Here is a 17,071-nt window from a genome sequence, read left to right on the forward strand (position 1 = left end):
GTCGTGCGTCAAAGGGATCTGCGCTGCGGGGTGGGCGGCGGCCGGATTAGCCGACCGAACCCTCCATCTGCAGCTCGATCAGCCGGTTCAGCTCCAGCGCGTACTCCATGGGCAGCTCGCGCGCGATCGGCTCGACGAAGCCGCGCACGATCATGGCCATCGCCTCGAACTCCGTCAGACCGCGGCTCATCAGGTAGAAGAGCTGGTCGTCGGAGACCTTGGAGACGGTGGCCTCGTGGCCCATGGACACGTCGTCCTCGCGGACGTCCACGTACGGGTACGTGTCCGAGCGGGAGATCGTGTCGACGAGGAGCGCGTCACACAGCACGTTGGACTTGGAGCCGTGCGCGCCCTCGCCGATCTCGACCAGACCGCGGTACGAGGTGCGGCCACCGCCCCGCGCCACCGACTTGGAGACGATGTTCGAGGAGGTGTTCGGCGCCATGTGGACCATCTTGGAGCCGGCGTCCTGGTGCTGGCCCTCGCCCGCGAAGGCGATGGAGAGGGTCTCGCCCTTGGCGTGCTCGCCCATCAGGTAGACGGCCGGGTACTTCATGGTGACCTTGGAACCGATGTTGCCGTCGATCCACTCCATGGTCGCGCCCTCGTACGCCACGGCGCGCTTGGTGACCAGGTTGTAGACGTTGTTCGACCAGTTCTGGATCGTCGTGTAGCGGCAGCGGCCGCCCTTCTTCACGATGATCTCGACGACGGCGCTGTGCAGCGAGTCCGAGGAGTAGATCGGCGCGGTGCAGCCCTCGACGTAGTGGACGTAGGCGTCCTCGTCGACGATGATCAGCGTCCGCTCGAACTGGCCCATGTTCTCCGTGTTGATGCGGAAGTAGGCCTGGAGCGGGATGTCGACCTTGACGCCCTTGGGGACGTAGATGAACGAGCCGCCCGACCACACGGCGGTGTTCAGCGAGGCGAACTTGTTGTCGCCGACCGGGATGACCGTGCCGAAGTACTCCTGGAAGAGCTCCGGGTGCTCCTTGAGCGCGGTGTCCGTGTCGAGGAAGATCACGCCCTGCTCCTCCAGGTCCTCACGGATCTGGTGGTAGACGACCTCGGACTCGTACTGGGCCGCGACACCGGCGACGAGGCGCTGCTTCTCCGCCTCCGGGATGCCGAGCTTGTCGTACGTGTTCTTGATGTCCTCGGGCAGGTCCTCCCAGGAAGCGGCCTGCTTCTCGGTCGAACGCACGAAGTACTTGATGTTCTGGAAGTCGATGCCGGAGAGGTCGGAGCCCCAGTTCGGCATGGGCTTCTTGTCGAAGAGCTTCAGGCCCTTGAGGCGGAGCTTCAGCATCCACTCGGGCTCGGACTTCTTCCCCGAGATGTCGCGGACGACCTCTTCGGACAGGCCTCGCTTGGCAGCCTCGCCGGCCGCGTCGGAGTCGGCCCAGCCGTATTCGTAGGTGCCCAGGCCATCCAGCTCAGGGTGAGCAATCTCCGTGGTCATGCGGGGTTCCTCCCGGCGGTGCGTACAGAAGCTGATGCTGATGTGTCGGTCTGTGGGGCGTGCGCGGCGGGCCCGGCGCTTCCTGGAATGAAGGTCGTGCACACCCCGTCGCCGTGCGCGATGGTGGCGAGCCGTTGCACGTGCGTCCCGAGCAGGCGGGAGAAGACCTCGGTCTCCGCCTCGCACAGCTGTGGGAACTGCTCGGCCACGTGGGCGACCGGGCAGTGGTGCTGGCAGAGCTGCTCTCCACTGTGCGGCCCCGGGGCGCTCTTCGCCGTAGCAGCGTACCCGTCCACGGTCAACGCCCTGGCAAGGGCCTCGGTGCGGTCCGCGGGATCCGCCGCTTCGACCGCTGCCCGGTAGGCCACCGCTTGCGCGTCCAGCCTCGCCCTGGCGAAGGCGGCCACCGCCGCCTCGCCCTGCTCCCCGCCGCCCGCGGACTGCGCGATCCAGCGCAGGGCCTCGGTGGCGAGGGCGTCGTAGGACTGGTCGAAGGCGTCCCGGCCGCAGTCGGTGAGCGCGAAGACCTTGGCGGGCCTGCCCCGGGTCCGGGCGCCGTACACCCGCTGTTCCCGGGAGGCGACCACGTCGTCGGCGACGAGGGCGTCCAGGTGGCGCCGGACGGCGGCCTGGGTGAGGCCGAGCCGCTGGGCCAGGTCGGCGACGGTCGACGGACCGTGGTCCAGGATCGACCGCGCGACCCGGTTGCGGGTGGACCGCTCTCCGGTCGCGAGTTCCCCGTGGGGAGCCTCGGTCAGCCGTTCGCCGTATTTCACAACGCCATTGTTGCGTAATTACCCGGGGCCCGACAAGCCGTGATGGAGGCCACCCCTGGTGGCCTCCATCACTAAGGGTTACCTTATTTGTCGACGCAGCGTGACGCCGGTCAACCGGAAGCGATTACTCCGCGCTCGCGCCGTGCGCCGCCCGTGAACCAGTACACGGCCCCCACCAGCAGACCTCCGCCCACGATGTTTCCGGGCACGGTGAACATCAGGTTCCGAAAAAGGTCACCGAATCCGGCCTGACCGTCCAGGATCGCCAGACTGAAAACGGCCATGTTTGCTACACAGTGTTCGAATCCGACCGCCACGAACACCGCCACGGGCAGCCACAGGACGAAAATCTTGGCCGCGTCCCCGCGCGCCCGGGTGAACATCCAGATCGCCAGGCACACCAGCATGTTGCAGAGCACCGCGCGCCAGAACAGCTGACCGCCGCCGAGCGCCGTCTTCCCGTGCACCATCTCCGCCAGCATGGTCCGCGCGGACGGCGAGGAGGTCACGCCCGAGGCGTGCACCATGGCGCCGAAACCGAAGGCTCCCACCAGATTCCCGCTCAGCGAGAGCCCCCAGGACGAGAGCAGGTCCCTCATCCCGGTCCGGCCCGACAGCGCGCCGACCAGCATGACCATCACATTGCTGGTGAAGAGCTGGGCACCGGCGAACATCACGATGGTCAGGGCGATCGGGAAAACCCCGCCCTCCAGCAGTTTCACCGCCGCCGAGCCCTTGGCCACGAACGGGGAAACGGCGACCAGCAGCAGGATCTCCCCGATCCCGATGTAAGCGCCGGCAAGCATCGCCGAGACGAAATAGCGCGTCGGATGCCCGAGATCGTGCGCCTTGTGCTCGGCCTGCCCCGAGGTGGCTTCAACGTTCTGCGCGATGCTGTTCACCTTTCGAAGTTAGGCCCTCCCCCATGCTCCATTCGGTATGAAAAAGTCACGAAAGGGCGGACCCGTGACCTTCGGGACCCGGGACCTAGGACCCCCTGCGCCCCTCCGTAGACTCACCGGCATGAGCAACGACCCCGCCGTGGAGATCCGCGGACTGGTGAAGCGGTACGGCCCCAAAACGGCGGTGGACGGCCTCGACCTCACCGTCCCGAGGGCCTCGGTGACCGCAGTCCTTGGTCCCAACGGCGCGGGCAAGACGACCACTGTGGAAATCTGCGAGGGCTACCACCGACCCGACGCCGGATCCGTCCGCGTCCTCGGGCTCGACCCGGTCGCCGACGCCCCGGCACTGCGCCCGCGGATCGGCGTGATGCTCCAGTCCGGCGGGGTCTACTCCGGCGCCCGCGCCGTCGAGATGCTGCGCCACATGGCCGCCCTGTACGCCGACCCGCTCGACGTCGGCATGCTCGTGGAGCGGCTCGGGCTGGGCGGCTGCGGCCGCACCCCCTACCGCCGCCTCTCCGGCGGCCAGCAGCAGCGCCTGGCCCTCGCCATGGCCGTCGTCGGCCGCCCCGAGCTGGTCTTCCTCGACGAGCCGACCGCTGGCCTGGACCCGCAGGCCCGCCGCGCGACCTGGGACCTCGTACGGGAACTGCGCTCCGACGGGGTCACCGTCGTGCTCACCACCCACCACATGGACGAGGCCGAGCAGCTCGCCGACGAGGTCGCCATCGTCGACGCGGGCCGGGTCATCGTCCACGGCAGCCCCGAGCGGCTGTGCCGCGGCGGCGCCGAGAACACCCTGCGCTTCACCGGGCGCCCCGCGCTCGACCTCGCCTCGCTGCTCAAGGCACTGCCCGACGGCACCCAGGCCGCCGAGACCAGCTCCGGCGTCTACCGCCTCACCGGCGACATCGACCCGCGGCTGCTGGCCACGGTCGCCTCCTGGTGCGCCCAGCACGGGGTCATGCCGGACAGCCTCACGGTGGAGCGGCACACCCTCGAAGACGTCTTCCTGGAACTCACGGGCAAGGAGCTGCGCGCATGACGCCGGTCAGCACAGACCCTCGCCGGGGGTCCGGGGGTTGTCCCCCGGGAAGACACAGTCTGGAACTCACGGGCAAGGAGCTGCGCGCATGAGCGCCGGTACGTTCACCCCCGGGCCGGGGGCCGCGCCCGTGTCCCGCATGATCTTCGCGCAGACCGCGCTGGAGACCCGGATGCTGCTGCGCAACGGCGAACAGCTGCTGCTGACCGTGATCATCCCGGCGCTGCTGCTGGTCCTGTTCTCGACGGTGGACATCATCACCGTGCCCGCGAAAGAGGGCGGTGCCGCGAAGTCGGTGGACTTCCTCGCCCCCGGCGTCCTCGCCCTCGCGGTGATGTCCACCGCCTTCACCGGCCAGGCCATCGCCACCGGTTTCGACCGCCGCTACGGGGTCCTCAAGCGGCTCGGCGCCTCGCCGCTGCCGCGCCGGGCCCTGCTGACCGCCAAGACCCTGTCGGTCCTGGTCACCGAGGTGCTCCAGATCGCCCTGCTGTCGGTGATCGCGCTCGGCCTCGGCTGGTCCCCGCAGGGGAACCCCCTGTCCGTGGCCGCGCTGCTGCTGCTCGGCACCGCCGCCTTCTCCGGACTCGGGCTCCTGATGGCGGGCACCCTCAAGGCCGAGATGACGCTGGCGGCCGCCAACCTGGTGTTCCTGCTGCTGCTGGTCGGCGGCGGGGTGATCGTGCCGATGGAAAAGTTCCCGGAGGCGGTGCGCTCGGTCCTGGAGCTGCTGCCGATCACGGCCCTCTCCGACGGGCTGCGCGCGGTGCTCCAGCAGGGGTCCGCGCTGCCGTGGGGGGACGCGGCCGTGCTGGCGGTCTGGTCGGCGCTGGGCCTGGGCGCGGCGGCCCGCTTCTTCCGCTGGGAGTAGCGGAGCAGCCGAGCAGTGGAGCGGCCGCGCGGAGGCACCGTAAGCGGGCCGGCGCGGGAGTGACCGGTTCCGTATTGCGCCGGGAGAGAAGGCCTTCCCCCTGCCGCGGCCTTCCCGCGAGGATGGACGCCTCCACACGACACGAAGCCGGGGGGCGGGCATGGCGCAGCGAGAGGCCGCACTGCGGCTGGACGAACAGTGGGCGCGGATCCGGTCGGGCGCCGCACACGCGGAACCCGGGGAGCGCGAGCGGCTGCTGGCCGAGCTGATCTCCGTACTGCGGGAGCCCGCCCGCAGCGACCCCGAGTGCGCGGCCCGGCTCGGCCTGCGCCTGGGTGACCTGGCGGCCCGCCGGTTCGCGGACGGGGACCGGGCCGGGGCGCTGTCCGCCCTTGAAGAGGGGCTGCGGCACGCGCAGCAGGCCGCCGGGCACGCCCCCGAATACGCCCGCTGGTACGCCCGCGGCCTGATCAACCAAGGGGTCTGGCTGGCCTGGCCGCTGAGCGACGGGGACCGGCTGCCCCGGCACCCGCTGGGCGCGGCGGCCGAGGAGGGTCCGAGCCCGATGGAGCGGGCGGCCGGGGAGCGCGCGCTGGACGTGACCCGCTCGGCGGTGGACGTCCTGGCCGGGCTGGACCCGCACGATCCGGTCAACCAGCGGGGCCTGGCGCAGGCCAAGGTGTTCCTCGGGGACCGGCTCGCCGAGCTGGGGCTGGCCGAGGACTCGGTGGCGTGGGCGGTCGACGCCGAGCGGGACTTCCGGCGGCTGCTCCAGGTGGGCCCGGGCCCGGAGGAGGCCCAGGAGGCCGAGGACGCCCTGGCGCACATCGAGCGGCAGCTGGAACTGCGGCTGCGCTTCCTCGACTTCGAGTCCCTGGTGGGTCTGCGCGCGGACGGGCTGCTGCCCGAACGGCTGCTCCCCCAGGCCGTGGTGGCCGCCCGGATCCAGGGGGTGCCGCCGGAGCGGATCGCGGCGGGGCTGCGGCTGGACGGGGACCGGGTGGCCGAGACGCTGGCCGCCCTGCCCTGGCTCGCGGTGTGGCGGTTCGACGTGCGGGGTGCTGACGGCCTGTGGAACGTACAGGGACATCCCTGGCACAGCTCCGCAGAAGTGACGAACCGGACGGCGGAGGAGGTGGCGCAGGAACTGTTCCGCGGCTTCACCGAGTCCCCGGACTACCCCGGCCCCGGCGCTCATTGGCGGATCCGGGTGTGGTGGCAGCAGGAAGGCGACCCGGCGGGGGCCCGGTTCCGACTGGTGATCGCGCCCGAGTCGCCAAGTGACGCGCCTGACACACCTGACGGCACCCCCTCGTGAAAGTTTGCACAAGGCGCCGCCTACGATAGGGGGCGTGTTCTCCCCCCTCGCTTATATCGCCAGCCGCTGGACGCCGTCACCGCGCACCGTCCAGCGGGCCGCGCTGACCGCGGTCCTGATGAGTGTGGTCATCGTCGTCACCGGCGGCGCGGTCCGCCTGACCGGCTCCGGGCTGGGCTGCGACACCTGGCCCAAGTGCACCGACGACAGCCTGTTCGCGACGCCGGCCCAGGGCTTCCACGGTGCGATCGAGTTCAGCAACCGCATGCTGACGTACGTCCTGTGCGCGGCCGTCGGCTGGGGCATCATCGCGGCCCGCTCGGCCGCGCCGTGGCGCCGGTCGCTGACGAAGCTCGGATGGCTGCAGTTCGCCATCGTGATGGGGAACGCGGTACTCGGCGGCATCACCGTGATGACGGGCCTCAACCCCTACAGCGTGGCGGGCCACTTCCTGCTCGCCACCTCGCTGATCACCGTCACCACCGTCACCTGGCAGCGCACCCGCGAGGGCGACACGGCGCCGCGGCCGCGCGTTCCCGCGCCGGTGCGCAAGCTGTCATGGGCGATGCTCGCGGCGACGCTGGTGCTGATCGCGGCGGGCACGGTGGTCACCGGTACCGGTCCGCACGCGGGGGACAGCAGCGACATCAAGCGGATGCCGTTCGACTGGTCCACCACCGCGCACGTGCACGCCGTCGCGGCCTGGCTCGTGTGCGCGCTGGCCGTCGCGATGTGGCTGGTGCTGCGGGTGGTGGACGCCCCGGACGACACCCGGGCGCGCGCCCGCGACCTGCTGATCGTGCTGCTCGCCCAGGGCGCCATCGGGTACGTCCAGTTCTTCACCAAGGTGCCGGAGGCCCTGGTCGCCGCCCACATGCTCGGCTCCTGCCTGGTGTGGATCGCCGTCCTGCGGGTCGCCCTGAGCCTGCGCGAACGCCCCGCCGAGCGGGCGGAGATCCCGTCCCAGCCGGACCCGGCGCTCTCGGCTGCGGTCTGACGGGCTAAGGCTCGTCCAGCCGGTAGACGCGGCGGGCGTTGCCCGCCGCGAGCAGGGCCGCCACCCGCTCCGCGTCCCGCCAGGACCAGGCCCCGTCGGCGACCCAGCCGCCCAGCACCCGGCCCAGCGCCTCCCGGAACACCCTGGCCGCGACCACGTGCAGCTCCGGCAGCTCGTGGCCGCCGCTGGAGAACAGCAGCTTGCCGAACGGTGCCAGTTCCAGCAGTTCCGCCAGCACCGCGTCGGCGCGCGCCCCGGTCCGGGCGAGGGCCGGGCCGAGGTCGGCGTACACGTGCGGGAAGGCGGCCGCCAGCTGCGCGGCCTGCCGGTGGTACGGGTACCCGTGCAGCAGGACCAGGTCGCCGCCCACGCCCGCCGTCGCCCGGACGAAGTCCGTCAGCAGGGCCGGATCGCCCCGGTCCGGCCGCTCCCGCGGGTCCCCCGCGCCGGTGTGCAGCTGGAGCGGCAGCCCCGACTCGACGGCGCTCCACAGCAGGTGCCGTACGAGTACGGGGTCCCGCACCGGCCCGCCCTTGGCCCGCCGGGCCAGCCACCGCGCCGCCGCGTCGCGCACCTCGTCGGGGCCGGGGGGCGCGGGCGCGAACGCCAGCACCGCGCCGTAACCGGCCCCCGCGCCGGTGCCCTCGCCCGCGCCCGCGGTGAAGGCCACGGCTCCGGCGGCCGCGTGCTGGACCGCCTCGGCGAGGTTGGCGAGGAACCCCTCGGCGGTGCCGGAAGTGTCGGCGACGTTCTCGGCCAGTAACTCCAGCCGGACGCTCTCGTACGCCTCGGCGTCCCCGGCCAGCGCGAGTTCCTTGGGGCCGGTCAGGTCCCCCGGCGCGCCGGTGTCGACGAGGTAGGTACCGGTCCCCGCACCGCGGAGCAGCCGCCGCCCCGACTCCACGACGCCCAGCTCGCGGCGCCGGGCCAGGTAGTGGGCGGGCGGACAGTGCGGCTCCAGCCCGAGCAGCGGCGGGCACCAGCGGCGCACGGCGAATCCGGCCTGCGTGTCGAAGAAGGTGGTCCCGGCGGCGGCCGGCCCCACCGACCGGCCCAGCCGGGCCTCGAAGGTGCCGAGGCCGAGCTCCGTACGGAGCACTCCGTGGCAGTACTGGTCCACCAGGGGCGGCGTTTCGATCATCCGGGCATCCCGTTGCGGACGTGGGCGAACGTGTGGGTGCGCTTCCACATGTCCTAACGGGTGAGCGGGGTGTGAGGTGTTGCTCGCGCTGTTGACCGAGCAGTCCGCCCCGCCCTCCGGGGGCGCCTCAAACGCCGGCGAGGCTTGAGGGGTGCCCCCGCACCCGGGGTCGGTGGGGTGTCAGGGCGGTGGCGCCGGCCCCCTACGGAGTGTCTCCTCGGCTCGCGGAACTCGGCGGGTCGGAGAAGCGCAGCTGTGCTGTCCGCTCGTCCTGCGGGGACCCTCCTTCGCGGCCCGACCCCACCGCCCTGACGCCGCGGCGGGTCGTGGCCGGGACGGGGACACGCAGGAGTGTCCCCGCAGGACGAGCGGTCACCACCGGACGCACTGTCCGACCGGCCCGCGCCCGCGAGCCGAGGAGACACTCGTGCGGGGCACCGGCACGGACACGGCCCGCCCACCCGACCCCGAGTACGCCCCCCCCGGGAGTGGCGCGGCTACCCAGCCGCCGGGCCAGTCCCCTCATCGGACTCCACGACAGCCTCCGGCTTGGGCTCAGCAGCCGGGGTGGCGGGCTCAGCCTCAGCAGCGGCCACGGCCTCCACCTCCGCCACGGCAGCGGCGGGCTTCGCCGCAACGGGGGCGGGGGCGTCAGCCTCCGGCTTCGGGGCCGCGGCCGCGGGCTTCGCCTCAACGGCGGAAGGGGCGGCAGCCTCCGGCTTCGCCTCAGCAGCGGCGGGCTTCGCCTCAGCAGAGGCAGCGGCAGCGGCCTCCGGCGCCGCAGGCGCAGCCGCGGCGGCGGGCTTAGCCGCAACGGAGGCCGGGGCGGCAGCCTCCGGCTTCGCCGCGGGCTCGGCAGCAGCCACCGGCTTCGCCTCAGCGGCGGCGGGAGCGGCAGCCTCCGCCTTCGCCACGGCAGCGGCGGGCTTCGCCTCAGCAGAGGCAGCGGCCTCCGCAGGCGCAGCCGCGGCGGGCTTCGCCGCAACGGGGGCCGGGGCGGCAGCCTCCGGCTTCGCCGCGGGCTTGGCGGCAGCCACCGGCTTCGGTGCGGGCTCGGCGGCAGCCACCGGCTCCGGTGCCGCCACCGGCTCAGGCTCCGGCTCGGCGACAGCCACAGCGGCAAGCGGAGGGTTCGCCGGGCCGCCCACTTGGATGCCCGCCATCCGGGTCCACTCGTACGGGCCGGTCCGTACCTTCGCCGCCATCTCGCCGTCGAAGGCCTCGTGGAGCGTCAGGCCCGCCTTCGCCGCCGCGAGCTGCGCGACCTCGTACGCCGGGGCCACCAGGTCGCCCCAGCCGCCGTCGGCGCCGACGAGCACGATCCGGGTGCCCGCCTGCCCGATGTACGCGAGCTGGCCCTCGGCGCCGCCGTGCAACTTGGCGAAGGCGTCGATCTGCTTGGCCAGCTTCGCCGCGGTGCGGTCCTGCTTCTTGTCGGGAGTGACTGCTGCGGTTTCTGCCATGGACGGCATGCTACCGGCGAGTAATCAGCGGAGGAAGGGATCCACGGCGACCGCCACGAACAACAAGGACACATAGGTGATCGACCAGTGGAACAGCCGCATCTCCTTGAGCTTCGCGCCCGTCACCCCGGACTTGGCCCGGGCGTGCAGCGCGTGCGCCTCCCACAGCCACCAGCCACCGGCCAGCAGCGCCACCGAGGTGTAGAACCACCCCGTGTAGCCCAGCGGGGTCAGCAGCAGCGAGACCGCCACCATCACCCAGCTGTAGAGGACGATCTGCCGCGCCACGACCCGGTTGCCCGCGACCACCGGCAGCATCGGCACGCCGACCCGCGCGTAGTCGTCCTTCACCTTCATCGACAGCGGCCAGTAGTGCGGCGGCGTCCAGAAGAAGATGACGAGGAAGAGGATGACCGCGGCCCAGGAGACCTCGTTCTTGACCGCCGACCAGCCGATGAGCACCGGCATGCAGCCCGCGATCCCGCCCCACACGATGTTCTGCGAGGTGCGCCGCTTCAGCAGCATCGTGTAGACCACGACGTAGAAGAGGAGCGCGCCGAGCGAGAGCGCGGCGGACAGCCAGTTGACGAGCAGCCCGAAGAAGAGGGTGGAGACCACCCCGAGCGAGATGCCGAAGACCAGGCATTCGCGCGGGCTGACCATGCCGGTCACCAGCGGGCGCTGCGAGGTCCGGTCCATCAGCGCGTCGATGTCGCGGTCGATGTACATGTTCAGCGCGTTCGCGCCGCCCGCGGACAGGTAACCGCCGAAGCAGGTCACGAGGACCAGCCACAAAGACGGCACGCCCTGCTCGGCGAGGAACATCACCGGCACGGTCGTGATGAGCAGCAGCTCGATGATCCGCGGCTTCGTCAACGCCACGAAGGCCATGGCCCGGGCCCCGAACGGCCGGTGACCGGAAGGGGTACCGAGCACCCCCGCTGGACGGGATTCGACGGCCGTCACGCACACCCCTGACAGAGACTCCCAGCAAGCTCCGGGCATGAAGGCCCGGTAAAGACTTGCGCGTACCACGCCACTGTAGACGTTGCCCTTGTGTCGCCCCGCGCGGGGGTCGCCCCGTGTTGGGCCGATCGCGCCGAGCGCCGGGCGGTGAACCGGACGTGGCAAGGTGGTGACGGGCTGGAGGCACTCGAATAGCTGCACGCCCTGTCGAGGGTAGGCTCGGAATCGCGCCGGTGCACGGTACGTCACCGGGATTCGACATGTGGAGAGGAGCCCTGACCCACGGTGAGCACCAAGCCGACGACCACAGAGCTCGAGTGGACCGAACTGGACCAGCGCGCCGTTGACACGGCCCGCATTCTCGCCGCCGACGCGGTGCAGAAGGTCGGAAACGGCCACCCCGGTACGGCCATGAGCCTGGCCCCCGCCGCGTACACCCTTTTCCAGAAGGTGATGCGGCACGACCCGTCGGACCCCGAATGGGTCGGCCGGGACCGTTTCGTGCTCTCCGCGGGGCACTCGTCCCTCACCCTGTACACCCAGCTCTACCTGGGCGGTTTCGGCCTGGAGCTGGACGACCTCAAGGCGTTCCGCACCTGGGGTTCCAAGACCCCCGGTCACCCCGAGTACGGGCACACCGCGGGCGTCGAGACCACGACCGGCCCGCTGGGCCAGGGCGTGGCGAACGCCGTGGGCATGGCCATGTCGGCCCGCTACGAGCGCGGCCTGTTCGACCCGGAGGCCGCCACGGGCACCTCCCCGTTCGACCACATGATCTACGCGATCGCGGGCGACGGCTGCCTCCAGGAGGGCATCTCCCACGAGGCGTCCGCGCTGGCCGGCCACCAGAAGCTCGGCAACCTCGTCCTGCTGTGGGACGACAACCACATCTCCATCGAGGGCGACACGGAGACGGCCGTCTCCGAGGACACCATCGCGCGCTACGAGGCGTACGGCTGGCACGTCCAGCGCGTCGCCCAGCAGGCGAACGGCGACCTCGACCCGAAGGCCCTGTACGCCGCCCTGGAGGCCGCCAAGGCCGAGACGGAGCGCCCGTCCTTCATCGCCGCCCGCTCGATCATCGCCTGGCCCGCGCCGCACGCGCAGGGCACCGAGGCCTCGCACGGCTCGGCCCTCGGCGACGACGAGATCGCGGCCACCAAGGCGGTCCTCGGCTTCGACCCGGCGCAGACCTTCGAGGTGTCGGACGCGGTCATCACGCACACCCGCAAGGCGCTGGACCGCGGCCGCGAGGCCAAGGCCGCGTGGGAGAAGGACTTCTCCGCCTGGCGCACCGCCAACCCGGAGCGCGCCGCCGAGTTCGACCGGATCCAGGCCAACGAGCTGCCCGCCGGCTGGGAAGAGCAGATCCCGGTCTTCGAGCCCGGCAAGGGCGTCGCCACCCGCGCCGCCTCCGGCAAGGTGCTCGCGGCGCTCGGCGCGGTCATCCCCGAGCTGTGGGGCGGCTCCGCCGACCTCGCGGGCTCGAACAACACCACCATCGACAAGGACTCCTCGTTCCTGCCGGTGGGCAACCCGCTGCCGGAGGCCGACCCGTACGGCCGCACCATCCACTTCGGCATCCGTGAGCACGCCATGGCCGCGGCCATGAACGGCATCACCCTGCACGGCCACACGCGCGTCTACGGCGGCACCTTCCTGGTGTTCTCCGACTACATGCGCAACGCCGTGCGCCTGTCCGCGCTGATGCACCTGCCGGTGACGTACGTGTGGACGCACGACTCCATCGGTCTCGGCGAGGACGGTCCGACGCACCAGCCGGTCGAGCACGTCGCCTCGCTGCGCGCCATCCCGGGCCTGAACGTGGTCCGTCCGGCCGACGCGAACGAGACGGCCATCGCCTGGCGCGAGATCCTGCGCCGCCACACCAAGGTGTTCGGCAAGGGCGCGCCGCACGGTCTGGCGCTGACCCGCCAGGGCGTGCCGACCTACGAGCGCAACGAGGACGCCGCCAAGGGCGGGTACGTGCTCTTCGAGGCCGAAGGGGGCGACGCGCAGGTGGTCCTCATCGGCACCGGTTCCGAGGTCCAGCTCGCCGTCGCCGCGCGCGAGGCGCTGCAGGCCGAGGGCGTCCCGGCCCGCGTGGTCTCGATGCCGTCCGTCGAGTGGTTCGAGGAGCAGGACCAGGAGTACAAGGACAGCGTCCTGCCGCCGTCGGTGAAGGCGCGCGTCGCCGTCGAGGCGGGCATCGGCCTGACCTGGCACCGTTACGTGGGCGACGCGGGCCGGATCGTCTCGCTGGAGCACTTCGGTGCCTCGGCCGACGCGAAGGTGCTGTTCCGCGAGTTCGGCTTCACCCCGGAGGCCGTGACCGCGGCCGCGAAGGACTCGCTCGCCGCTGCCGCCGCGCGCTGACGCCCGTACAACACAAGTAGGAGATGCAATTCCCATGACAGACGCACTCAAGCGCCTCTCCGACGAGGGCGTGGCGATCTGGCTGGACGACCTGTCCCGCAAGCGCATCACGTCCGGCAACCTGGCGGAACTGATCGACCAGCAGCACGTGGTCGGTGTCACCACCAACCCGTCGATCTTCCAGAAGGCGATCAGCAGCGGTGACGGTTACGAGCAGCAGCTCGCCGACCTCGCCGCCCGCAAGGTCACCGTCGACGAGGCCATCCGCATGATCACGACGGCGGACGTCCGTGACGCCGCCGACATCCTGCGTCCGGTCTACGACTCCACCGAGGGCCAGGACGGCCGCGTGTCGATCGAGGTCGACCCGCGTCTGGCGCACGAGACCACGGCGACCATCGCCGAGGCCAAGCAGCTCGCCTGGCTGGTGGACCGTCCGAACACGCTCATCAAGATCCCGGCGACCAAGGCCGGCCTGCCGGCGATCACCGAGGTCATCGGCAAGGGCATCAGCGTCAACGTCACGCTGATCTTCTCGCTGGAGCGCTACCGCGAGGTCATGGACGCCTACCTGGCGGGCCTGGAGAAGGCGAAGGCCGCCGGCCTGGACCTGTCCAAGATCCACTCGGTCGCCTCCTTCTTCGTGTCCCGCGTGGACTCGGAGATCGACAAGCGCCTCGACGGCATCGGCACCGACGAGGCCAAGGCCCTCAAGGGCAAGGCGGCGCTCGCGAACGCCCGTCTGGCCTACGAGGCCTACGAAGAGGTGTTCGGCACCGAGCGCTGGGCGGCCCTGGACAAGGCGCAGGCCAACAAGCAGCGTCCGCTGTGGGCCTCGACCGGCGTCAAGGACCCGGCGTACAAGGACACCCTGTACGTGGTGGACCTGGTCGCCCCCGGCACGGTGAACACCATGCCGGAGGCCACCATGGAGGCCACCGCCGACCACGGCGAGGTCACCGGCGACACCATTCGCGGCACCTACGGCCAGGCTCGTGCCGAGCTGGACGCGGTCGCGAAGCTGGGCATCTCGTACGACGATGTGGTGCAGCTGCTGGAGGACGAAGGCGTCGAGAAGTTCGAGGCGTCCTGGAACGACCTGCTGAAGTCCACCGAGGCGGAGCTTGAGCGCCTCGCCCCCACGGAGGCCTGAGAATTTTGTCTGTGAACGGAGCGAACCCGCTTCGTGACGCACAGGACCGGCGGCTCCCGCGCATCGCGGGGCCGTCCGGCCTGGTCATTTTCGGCGTTACGGGTGACCTGTCGCGCAAGAAGCTGATGCCCGCCGTCTACGACCTGGCGAACCGCGGCCTGCTGCCTCCGGGCTTCTCGCTGATCGGTTTCGCCCGGCGCGAGTGGCAGGACGAGGATTTCGCACAGGAGGTGCACGACGCGGTCAAGCAGCACGCCCGCACGCCCTTCCGTGAGGAGGTCTGGCAGCAGCTGGTGCAGGGCTGCCGGTTCGTCCAGGGCGACTTCGACGACGACGAGGCGTTCGAGACGCTGAAGTCGACGATCGAGGAACTGGACAAGGCGCAGGGCACGGGCGGCAACTTCGCCTTCTACCTGTCCGTCCCGCCGAAGTTCTTCCCCAAGGTCGTCGCCCAGCTCAAGAAGCACGGGCTGGCGGACCAGAAGGAGGGTTCCTGGCGGCGCGCCGTCATCGAGAAGCCGTTCGGTCACGACCTGACCAGTGCCCAGGAGCTCAACCAGCTGGTCCACGACGTCTTCCCGCCCAACGAGGTCTTCCGGATCGACCACTACCTCGGCAAGGAGACCGTCCAGAACATCCTGGCGCTCCGCTTCGCGAACACGATGTTCGAGCCGATCTGGAACCGGTCGTACGTCGACCACGTGCAGATCACCATGGCCGAGGACATCGGCATCGGCGGCCGGGCCGGGTACTACGACGGCATCGGCGCCGCGCGCGACGTCATCCAGAACCACCTGCTCCAGCTGCTCGCGCTGACCGCGATGGAGGAGCCCGGCTCCTTCCACCCGAAGGCGCTCGTGGCAGAGAAGCTCAAGGTCCTCACGGCCGTGGAGCTTCCCGAGGACCTGGGCAAGCACACGGTGCGCGGCCAGTACTCGGCGGCGTGGCAGGGCGGCGAGAAGGTCGTCGGCTACCTCGAAGAGGACGGCATCGACCCCAAGTCGAAGACCGACACCTACGCCGCGATCCGCCTGGAGATCAACAACCGCCGCTGGGCGGGCGTGCCGTTCTACCTGCGGACGGGCAAGCGCCTGGGCCGCCGGGTGACGGAGATCGCGGTGGTCTTCAAGCGGGCTCCGTACCTGCCGTTCGAGTCGGGCGCGACCGAGGAGCTGGGGCAGAACGCCCTGGTCATCCGGGTCCAGCCGGACGAAGGCGTGACGGTCCGCTTCGGCTCCAAGGTTCCGGGCACCTCCATGGAGGTCCGGGACGTCACGATGGACTTCGCCTACGGCGAGTCCTTCACGGAGTCGAGCCCCGAGGCGTACGAGCGGCTGATCCTGGACGTCCTCCTGGGCGACGCGAACCTCTTCCCGCGCCACCAGGAGGTCGAGCTGTCCTGGAACATCCTCGACCCGATCGAGAAGTACTGGGACACGCACGGCAAGCCCGCGCAGTACCCCTCGGGCACCTGGGGACCGGTCGAGGCGGACGAGATGCTCGCACGAGACGGACGGAGCTGGCGCCGGCCATGAAGATCGACCTCACGGAGACCACCTCCAGCAAGATCAACGCCGCGTTGGTGCAGGCGCGCCGGGACATCGGCACGCCGGCCATCGGCATGGTCCTCACGCTGGTGATCGTGACCGACGAGGAGAACGCGTACGACGCGCTCAAGTCGGCCACCGACGCGGCCCACGAGCACCCCTCGCGGATCCTCGTCGTGATCAAGCGGGTCAGCCGCTCGCCCCGCAGTCGCCGTGATGCCCGGCTCGACGCGGAAATCCGCGTCGGGGCGGACTCCGGCTCTGGCGAAACGGTTGTGCTGCGGCTGCACGGGGAGCTGGTGGACCACGCGCAGTCGGTGGTCCTCCCGCTGCTGCTGCCGGACGCCCCGGTGGTCGTGTGGTGGCCGCAGGGCGCGCCGGCAAACCTGGCGGGCGACCCGCTGGGGGCCCTGGGCCAGCGCCGGATCACGGACACCTACGCGTCCGAAGAGCCCGTCGGGGCCCTCGCCGGCCGGGCGGCCGCCTACGCGCCCGGCGACACGGACCTGTCCTGGACCCGGATCACACCGTGGCGTTCGATGCTGGCGGCCGCGCTCGACCAGCAGAAGGCGCTGCGGATCGTCTCCGCCACGGTCGAGGGCGAGGACGAGAACCCGAGCTGCGAGCTGCTGGCCATGTGGCTGGCGGACCGCCTGGAGGTCCCCGTCAAGCGCACCCACTCCAACGGCCCGGGTCTGACGGCCGTACGCCTGGAGACCAAGGACGGCGCGATCGTCCTGGACCGGGCGGACGGGGCGCTGGCCACCCTGTGCATGCCGGGTCAGCCCGACCGCGCGGTGGCGCTCAAGCGCCGCGACACGGCCGAGCTGCTGGCGGAGGAACTCCGCCGGCTGGACCCGGACAACACGTACGAGGCCTCGCTGAAGTTCGGCGTGGAAGGCCTGGCCGGTCCGGCGGACGCCCCGGTCGCCGCCCCGGCGGCGCCCGCGGCCGAAGCCCCCGCGGCGAAGAAGGCCCCGGCGGCGAAGCCCGCCGCCAAACCGGCCGCGGCGAAGAAGACCGCGGCCAAGTGAGCACGGCGTGCCGCCGT

Annotated in this window: 13 protein-coding genes and 1 pseudogene; 8 read left to right on the forward strand and 6 right to left on the reverse strand. The window is 71.3% G+C overall.

Features of this window, described 5'->3' with window-relative positions; genetic code table 11:
• Nucleotides 1-46: 46 nt before the first annotated feature.
• From sufB to OHS33_RS08670, 3 genes are all read right to left on the reverse strand, one after another.
• On the reverse strand, nucleotides 47-1,462 hold the full coding sequence (sufB, locus tag OHS33_RS08660; RefSeq protein ID WP_330329789.1) for a Fe-S cluster assembly protein SufB: 1,416 nt from the start codon (nucleotides 1,460-1,462) through the stop codon (nucleotides 47-49).
• Nucleotides 1,459-2,238 carry a helix-turn-helix transcriptional regulator gene (locus tag OHS33_RS08665; protein WP_330329790.1) on the reverse strand — a complete coding sequence of 260 codons (780 nt, stop codon included), beginning with the start codon at nucleotides 2,236-2,238 and terminating at the stop codon, nucleotides 1,459-1,461. The genes sufB and OHS33_RS08665 overlap by 4 nt, the downstream gene beginning before the upstream one ends.
• Before the next feature lie 110 nt (nucleotides 2,239-2,348).
• A complete protein-coding gene (locus OHS33_RS08670; RefSeq protein ID WP_330329791.1) occupies nucleotides 2,349-3,140 on the reverse strand; it encodes a formate/nitrite transporter family protein in 792 nt (263 codons plus the stop codon).
• A gap of 121 nt (nucleotides 3,141-3,261) precedes the next feature.
• Between OHS33_RS08670 and OHS33_RS08675 the strand changes: the two genes are divergently transcribed.
• From OHS33_RS08675 to OHS33_RS08690, 4 genes are all read left to right on the forward strand, one after another.
• Entirely contained in the window at nucleotides 3,262-4,188 is a 927-nt protein-coding gene (locus tag OHS33_RS08675) for an ABC transporter ATP-binding protein (RefSeq protein WP_330329792.1), read from the forward strand.
• Between the two features lie 88 nt (nucleotides 4,189-4,276).
• Nucleotides 4,277-5,059 (forward strand): ABC transporter permease, encoded by a 783-nt coding sequence (locus tag OHS33_RS08680; RefSeq protein ID WP_330329793.1) that lies wholly within the window; start codon nucleotides 4,277-4,279, stop codon nucleotides 5,057-5,059.
• Nucleotides 5,060-5,219: 160 nt separating this feature from the next.
• Nucleotides 5,220-6,377, forward strand: coding sequence for a hypothetical protein (locus OHS33_RS08685; protein ID WP_330329794.1), 1,158 nt, complete (start codon nucleotides 5,220-5,222; stop codon nucleotides 6,375-6,377).
• A gap of 4 nt (nucleotides 6,378-6,381) precedes the next feature.
• Nucleotides 6,382-7,374 carry a COX15/CtaA family protein gene (locus OHS33_RS08690; protein ID WP_330329795.1) on the forward strand — a complete coding sequence of 331 codons (993 nt, stop codon included), beginning with the start codon at nucleotides 6,382-6,384 and terminating at the stop codon, nucleotides 7,372-7,374.
• A gap of 4 nt (nucleotides 7,375-7,378) precedes the next feature.
• Here OHS33_RS08690 and OHS33_RS08695 read toward each other — a convergent pair whose 3' ends face one another.
• The 3 genes and pseudogenes from OHS33_RS08695 to OHS33_RS08705 form a co-directional block, all read right to left on the reverse strand.
• Nucleotides 7,379-8,515: an amidohydrolase family protein gene (locus OHS33_RS08695; protein ID WP_330329796.1), complete on the reverse strand. Its 1,137-nt coding sequence runs from the start codon at nucleotides 8,513-8,515 to the stop codon at nucleotides 7,379-7,381.
• 1,130 nt (nucleotides 8,516-9,645) lie between these two features.
• A pseudogene (locus tag OHS33_RS08700) lies at nucleotides 9,646-9,978 on the reverse strand (hypothetical protein); the annotation flags it as partial.
• Nucleotides 9,979-10,002: 24 nt separating this feature from the next.
• A complete protein-coding gene (locus OHS33_RS08705; RefSeq protein ID WP_330329797.1) occupies nucleotides 10,003-10,944 on the reverse strand; it encodes a heme o synthase in 942 nt (313 codons plus the stop codon).
• Nucleotides 10,945-11,229: 285 nt separating this feature from the next.
• Between OHS33_RS08705 and tkt the strand changes: the two genes are divergently transcribed.
• Genes tkt through opcA form a run of 4 tightly spaced genes read left to right on the forward strand, consistent with a single transcriptional unit; the run spans nucleotide 11,230 to nucleotide 17,054 of the window.
• Nucleotides 11,230-13,320, forward strand: coding sequence for a transketolase (gene tkt / locus OHS33_RS08710; RefSeq protein WP_330329798.1), 2,091 nt, complete (start codon nucleotides 11,230-11,232; stop codon nucleotides 13,318-13,320).
• Nucleotides 13,321-13,354: 34 nt separating this feature from the next.
• A complete protein-coding gene (gene tal, locus OHS33_RS08715) occupies nucleotides 13,355-14,473 on the forward strand; it encodes a transaldolase (RefSeq protein WP_330329799.1) in 1,119 nt (372 codons plus the stop codon).
• Nucleotides 14,474-14,475: 2 nt separating this feature from the next.
• On the forward strand, nucleotides 14,476-16,008 hold the full coding sequence (gene zwf, locus OHS33_RS08720; RefSeq protein WP_330334966.1) for a glucose-6-phosphate dehydrogenase: 1,533 nt from the start codon (nucleotides 14,476-14,478) through the stop codon (nucleotides 16,006-16,008).
• Nucleotides 16,005-17,054 (forward strand): glucose-6-phosphate dehydrogenase assembly protein OpcA, encoded by a 1,050-nt coding sequence (gene opcA / locus OHS33_RS08725; RefSeq protein WP_330329800.1) that lies wholly within the window; start codon nucleotides 16,005-16,007, stop codon nucleotides 17,052-17,054. Before zwf ends, opcA begins: the two co-directional genes overlap by 4 nt.
• Nucleotides 17,055-17,071 lie beyond the last annotated feature (17 nt).

This window comes from Streptomyces sp. NBC_00536 (assembly GCF_036346295.1).
In the GTDB taxonomy this organism is placed as follows: Bacteria; Actinomycetota; Actinomycetes; order Streptomycetales; family Streptomycetaceae; genus Streptomyces.